The organism is Terriglobus sp. YAF25, assembly GCF_052113305.1.
In the GTDB taxonomy this organism is placed as follows: Bacteria; Acidobacteriota; Terriglobia; order Terriglobales; family Acidobacteriaceae; genus Terriglobus.
This window is the reverse complement of the sequence record NZ_JBFRCY010000293.1, coordinates 1-5,276: the sequence shown is the minus strand read 5'-3', so window position 1 is coordinate 5,276 and position 5,276 is coordinate 1. Positions and strand designations below refer to the sequence as shown.

General features: G+C 57.8%; 2 protein-coding genes. One reads left to right on the top strand and one right to left on the bottom strand.

Annotated features, from left to right (window positions below; translation table 11 throughout):
• The coding region (locus AB4043_RS13515; RefSeq protein ID WP_442307272.1) for a VWA domain-containing protein at window positions 1–1,834 on the top strand (1,834 nt) is incomplete at its 5' end.
• 81 nt (window positions 1,835–1,915) lie between these two features.
• Here AB4043_RS13515 and AB4043_RS13510 read toward each other — a convergent pair.
• The coding region (locus AB4043_RS13510; RefSeq protein ID WP_442307271.1) for a TonB-dependent receptor domain-containing protein at window positions 1,916–5,276 on the bottom strand (3,361 nt) is incomplete at its 5' end.

The window sequence follows — 5,276 nt, the reverse complement described above, 5'->3', positions numbered from 1 at the left end:
CGACGAGAAGATAAAGATCTACGACAAGCTCAGCCGCACGCAGATCGCCGCCGAGTCCGCTGGGACACCGAAGTATCGCGATCATCGCCTGCTGGCGATGTACTTCGATATGACATCGATGTCGCCGCCTGACCAGTTGCGAGCCCTGCAGGCTGCCGAAAAATTCATTCGCACACAGATGCTTCCGGAGGATCTTGTGGCGCTCCTGCGCTACGGCGGCGGCTCCGTGGATGTACTGCAGGACTTCTCTGCTGACCGTAACCGCCTCCTCTCCATCCTGAGCACCATGATTGTCGGTGAGGGTCAGGGCATGGCAGGCGATAACTCCGGCGACGACACCTCCGATCCCGGAGCAGCCTTCGGACAGGACGATGCCGAGTTCAACATCTTCAATACCGACCGCCAGCTCGCAGCTCTGCAGACTGCCGCCGAGATGCTGGGACGGTTGAGTGAGAAGAAGTCGCTGCTCTACTTCGGTTCGGGCTTGAGCCTGAATGGCCTGAACAACCAGGCACAGATGCATGCCACCACCAACGCAGCCATCCGTGCAGGGGTCTCCTTCTGGCCGATCGATGCGCGCGGCCTGGTCGCCACTCCGCCCATGGGCGATGCCACGCAAAGCTCACCAGGCGGACTGGCCATGTACACCGGAGCATCCGCAACTTCGGTCACCAATATGCGCGTCCAGTCGCAGGACACCCTCTATGCGTTGGCCTCCGACACGGGCGGAAAGGCATTGCTGGATAACAACGATCTCACCCGCGGCATCCGCAACGCGCAGGAGGCCATGTCCAGCTACTATCTCCTCGGTTACTACACGACCAATGGAGAGAAGGACGGCAAGTTCCGCCGCATCAAGATCACGCTGAACAACGGACAGGAAGCTACCCTCGAATACCGCCAGGGCTACTATGCCGGTAAGGACTACTCCAAGTTCAATACTGCAGACAAAGAGCGCCAGCTTGAAGATGCGCTGATGCAGCCTGACCCGGTCACGGACCTCACCATCGCGATGGAAGTGAATTACTTCCAGCTCAACCGTGCCGAATACTTCGTCCCCATCGCCGTAAAAATCCCGGGACGCGAGCTGGCGCTGGCTAAGAAGCGCGGCTCGCAGCATACGCTGATTGACTTCATCGGCGAAGTAAAGGACAGCTACGGCTCCACCGTGCAGAACCTGCGTGACTCTGTCGACATCAAGCTCTCGGACTCCACCGCACAGGAGCTGGCTCGCCGCCCGATCCAATACGACGCCGGCTTCACGCTGCTGCCCGGCAAATATCTGATCAAGTTCCTCGCCCGCGACAATGAGACCGGACGCATTGGAACCTACCAGGCCAACTTCACAGTGCCGAACCTCAACAAGCAGGTCGAACGCCTTGCCATAAGCTCTGTGGTTCTGAGCAGCCAGCGTGTGGCAGCCTCACAGGCTCTGTTCAATGTAGAAAAACAGAAGCAGCAGGCAAAGAACGATGCCGTCAATCCGCTGATGCTGGGCGGAGAGAAGCTGATCCCTTCGGTCACGCGCGTCTTCCACCATGCGCGACCGGCGACCATCTTTCTGCAGGCTTACCAGCAGGGCACTACTCCACCAGAGCCCCTGCTGGCCTATGCCACCTTCTTCCGTACTCACGATGGGAAGCAGGAGGTTGCCATGCAGACACCGACGGTCATTGCATCGAACGCCGGAAGCACACAACTGCACACGACCCCAATCGCCATGACGATTCCGCTGGACCAGCTTGAACCCGGCGAGTACCAATGCCAGATAACTGTCCTGGGCGCAACCGATCAGAAGAGCTTCTTCTGGTCAGCCAAGGTTGAAGTGCAGTAACTAAAACAATTCGGAACCGATACTCCCGTTGCCCCATTCTTTTGCTTCGCAAAAGAATGGGGCAACGAATGCACGGGCTGCTTAGAACGTCAGCTTCAACGCCGTCTGTATATTCCTCGGAGAGTTTGCCTGTGACGTAATGTTTCCGAAGGTCGACGAACCGACCTGAGTATTTGGCACGCCAAACTGCACCTTGTTGAGCAGGTTGAAGGCCTCAAAGCGGAACTGCAGCCCGAGACGCTCGTGAATGGTAAAGTCCTTCAACAGCGACAGATCATCCTGGAAACCGGTTGGGCTGCGCATGCGTCCGGAGGTGCGAGGTACGTTGCCCAGCTCGAAGGCAGTTGCTTTGCGGAAGGCGTTGGGGTTGAAGTAGCTCTGCGTCTGTCCATTACCACCAAGGCGTTGACGGACATCGCCCGAGGTAAGCGGATCAGTGCCGGAGACGAAGAAGGGACGAGATCCAGAGTAAGCCTGACCGCCCGTCTGCGTGATACCCAGCGCATAACCCGACTGCACTGAGACGATGCTGTTGAGCTTCCATCCGCCGATCACCTGGTTCAGCCATCCGCTGACATTGCCGCCGAATGCCTGCCCACGTCCGAACGGCAGCGAGTAATTGGCATTTGCAACGATGCGATGCGGGATATCGGTGGCCATCACGGACCACTCCTTATCCTGAATGTGATAGCTGTTCTGGATACCAGGCGTTCCATTCGCGTTGAGGAATCCCGTTAGCAGGGGTGAAGTATTTCCCATCAACTTCGAGAAGGTGTAACTGACGGTAGCCGAAAGATTCTTCGAGCGCTGGATGGTGACAAACGCCTGCACCGCATGGAAGATGGAGGCGCCGATTCCCATCTGGGCAACCGTGATGGAACCGTTCGACATCCCGGTATTCGGTGTGTACTGCGGATAGAGCGAGAGCAACTGCACCCGCTGCACCGTTGCGGGAGTCGCAAGTGGCCCCGCCAGCGAGTTGCCGTAGAACGGGTTCGTTACCGATGCGTTGAGGTAGTCAATCTGCGACTGGCTACCGGGAGCTCCCCAGTACTGATCGCGCAGATCGTTAGGCCGGTAGTTGATGGGCAGGTGCACACCGTGGCTGCCGACGTAGTTGAGGTGAACCACGACGCCATTGGCGACCTGCTCCTCGACACCTGCGTTGAACTGCTGGAAGTACGGCAATGGATTGTTATAAATTGCGCCGCTGACAGAGGTACCCGTTCCGGCAGTCACACCGGCACTCGGTCCCGCAGGCAGCAACACACCCGATGGGAATGGATTTGCAATTGTGGTCGTAGGAACGCTGGTGCTGGTGAAGTTCGTCTGTGTCTGCTGCGAGTAGCCAAGCGTACCTGTGCCATAGAAGCGCTGCGATGTCGGCAGATACATCAGGCCATAGCCTGCACGCAACACCGTCTTATTGGTCGCCTGGAAGGCAAGGCCGATGCGGGGGGCGAACTTGTTGTAGGACGTCTTCCACGTACGGTCRGGGAAATTGCTGCCGAGGTAACGCGCTCCGCCCGTGAACGGCAGCGCTGAGCTCGAAAGCGGGTTCGATGCTGACAAGTCCAGGTCAGCCCACTGGTTATGCCGCTCACGATATCCGGTCTCGAGGTCATAACGCAGACCGAAGTTCATCGTCAGCTTCGAAGTCGCACGCCAGTCTTCCTGCACATACATGGCGTGATACCAGGAGTCATATGCCGGTTTTACCTGACGAACGATCGAGGCACTGGTGAAGGTTCCCATCAGGAAGGCCGCGAAGGAGTCGAACTGCGCCTGATTAGAAGCCGCCGCGCTGGTGACATTGGGGCCATTCGTGAGCGTCGTGTCGAACGAGAGAGAACCTGGACCGTTGCCGGCGCTCTGCTGATGCTCAAGGATGAGACGGCCATCGTAACCGAAGGTCAGGGTGTGCTTGCCGTGCTGCCACACTGCTGTCGATTCGAGGAAGTGGCTGTAGTGCTCCCAACGGTTAGTGTTAGCCGCTTGTGACATATTGGCATAGCCACTGATGCCCACAAATGGCAGACCAGGAAGCTGCTGCTGCGAATCGAGGTTTGTAAAACCGTAGTCAGATGCTTTGTAGCCGGTATAGTTCTGAGGAATCTGGAAGTTCTTCTGGTAAGCAAAACCATAGTTGGTCTGCAACAGAAGGTTCGGCGTAATCGTCCAGGTATCACCAACCGCAAACAAATAGGCGCGCAAGGTCTGATTGATGCCACTGGGACCATTCGCTTGATTGAAGAGGTCGTTCTCGTGGTGTGTATTCGTATCGCGCGTACCGCGTACGAAGACGCGCTGCGATGGGGAAAAGTTATGGTCGACGCGGAAGTTGAACTGATCTACCTGGTCGCTGGTGCGGTTGGCATAAACATAGTTGTTGCTTGTTCCCGACAGGTTAGGTAGCGGCAGGAACTGCAGCAGCTTCTGCGAGACAGGATTGATGTTCTGCACCAGCTTGCCAGCGCCATAGCATCCGGTCGAGTTGCAACCGGCAGGCAGAGGCTGACGTGTGTTTCCGCTGGTGCTGTACGGATCGTAGATCATTCCGGGGGCTTCACTAAACACACCCTGACGCTGCAACGCCGTGGGTACAGTTGTCGTCACCGCGTTATACAGCACGTTACGCGCTGCCTCCCACCCGAAGGTAAAGAAGGTCTTCTCGCGGCCGTTATAGATCTTCGGCAGCCATACCGGACCGTTCAGGAAGAAGCCATACTGATTGAACTTGTGCGGCGCGCGGAAGTCGTTACGCCCACGGATCGGCGGTGTGTTGTTGTACTTCAGGAAGTATGGCGCCGCATCCAGCTTCTCATTGCGCAGGTAGTCATAGGCCGTGCCGTGGATCCGGTTGGTGCCGGTCTTCGATACGATATTCAGAATGCCGCCGGAAGAACGCCCGAACTGCGCCGAAGGCACTGAGGTGATGACCTTGAACTGATCGACCACCTCAACCGAAGGGGTAAGCGCGGGCTGGCCCTGGCAGCAGACCGTTACTGGCACGCCGTCAAAGAAGATCTCGTTCGAACCGGCGGCGCCACCGTTGGATTCAAAGTTGTTCGTACCCGCGGCCACCACGGCGCCGCGTGTCTGGCTCACACCCTGTCCGAAGCCACCACCGGGCGCGATACCGGGTGAAAGCGCCGCCAGACCATAGGGGTTACGGCCGTTCAGCGGAAGATCGCTGACCTGCCGGGTCCCGACGGTGTAACTGATGGTCGCATCGCTGGTCTCGAGATCGGCCATGCCGGCAGACTCAACATTGATGGTCTCAGTGCTGGAGCCGATCTCAAGCGCAAGATCGATGTTGGCGGTCTGACCAACGCTGAGAGTCAGCGTTGTCTCCGCCGACTTGAAGCCAGACTGCGAGACCTGCACCTTGTAGGGACCCGTCTGAAGCGAGAGGAAAGAGTAGATACCGTCGCTGTTGCTC